This is a genomic window from Sphingomonas sp. ABOLE (assembly GCF_003950455.1).
Classification (GTDB): Bacteria; Pseudomonadota; Alphaproteobacteria; order Sphingomonadales; family Sphingomonadaceae; genus Sphingomonas; species Sphingomonas trueperi.
In genome coordinates this window covers 1-1387 of sequence record NZ_QQWY01000100.1, presented here as the reverse complement: position 1 = coordinate 1387, position 1387 = coordinate 1, and the positions used below count along the sequence as shown (strand labels likewise).

1 protein-coding gene is annotated in these 1387 nt (G+C 73.0%); it reads left to right on the top strand.

Going from position 1 to position 1387, the window contains the following annotated elements:
* Positions 1 to 110: 110 nt before the first annotated feature.
* Positions 111 to 1387: hypothetical protein (locus tag CA234_RS24045; protein ID WP_126002940.1), on the top strand; the 1277-nt coding region annotated here is incomplete at its 3' end.

Sequence of the window (1387 nt, the reverse complement as noted above, 5' to 3'; positions counted from 1 at the left end):
ATAAGAGACAGCCCCCGCCCCGCCCCAAAGAACAAAAAGGCAACAAATCGCTTTCCTACAGCACGTGATCCGGCATATCTGGAGAGTCGCCTGCAACCAGGAGACGTCCGATGATCCCCGATCCCGACGCGCTTACCGTCCACCCCGACGGCGACGACCTGTTCTGCCTCGACACGATGATCGAACCGCGCACCGATTTCGGCGGCGGCCTCCCCGCCCGGCGCGAACGGCACGACGGCTGGACGCCGGCCAAGCAGCGCCAGTTCCTCCAGATGCTGGCCGAGGGGCACACCATCACCAATAGCTGCGCCGCGCTCGGCATGTCGACCAGCTCGGCCTATGCGCTGCGCCGCTCGGCGGCGGGGGCGGCGTTCGCGCTCGGCTGGCAGGCGGCGCTGCTGCTCGCGCGCGAGCATCTCGCCGACCGGCTGCTCGAACGCGCGATGCACGGCTCGGTCGACACGATCACCCGGCCCGACGGCTCCACCGTCACCCGCCAGCGCCACGACAACCGGCTGGCGATGCACATGCTCAACCGGCTCGACCGGCTGGCCGAGGAGGGCTGCGGCCCCGCCGACCATGCCGCCGCGCGGCTGGTCGCCGGCGAGTTCGAGCAGTTCCTGGCGCTGGTCGCGGTCGACGGCGGGGCGGCGCGCGCCGGGCTGTTCCTCGCGCGGCGGGCGGGCGGCGCGGGCGGCATCGGGGCGGAAGCGCCGGACGAGCTGGCGGCGGTGCGCGCGCTGGCCCGCGCCGATGCCTGGCTCCGCACCGGTGCCGATGCCCGCGAAGGCGTGGCGGTGGCCGATCTCGATCCGGCGCAGCGGGCGGGCTGGAGCGCCGCGCAATGGGCGCGCGCCGAGGCGGCGGGGCTGCTCGTCCTCGCGCCCCCGCCCGCGCCGAAGGAAAACGCGCGGGAGCGTGAACTTTGGCAACTTAACAGGTGCGACAACCCGAACGGGGACCCGGTGTGGTGGGACAGCGACGTCGGCGAATGGCGCACGCATTTCCCGCCGCCCGAGGATTTCTACGGCGAGGAGTTCGGCGACTATGGCGAGCCGGACTATGCGCGCGAATTGTCGCCCGAGGAGCTGGAGGTGCTGGAGGGCCCGCTGCGCGCGGCGCGCGAGGCCCGGCGGATTGCGGCGGCGCAGGAACGCGACGCGTTCTTCGCGGACGGGGTGGACATCATCGAGGTCGACACGCACGGCGTGCCGCTCTGGGGGGAGGTCGAGACGGCGGCGAACCCTGCCGGCGAAGCGTCCCCCTCCCGCGCGCGGGAGGGGCTAGGGGAGGGGCTGGTAGAACCACAGGCGGATCGCGGTGGTGATGCCGAGCCGTTGACGCGCACTGCCGCCGACGGTCCCGGCGCACCGGCTACCCCCTCCCC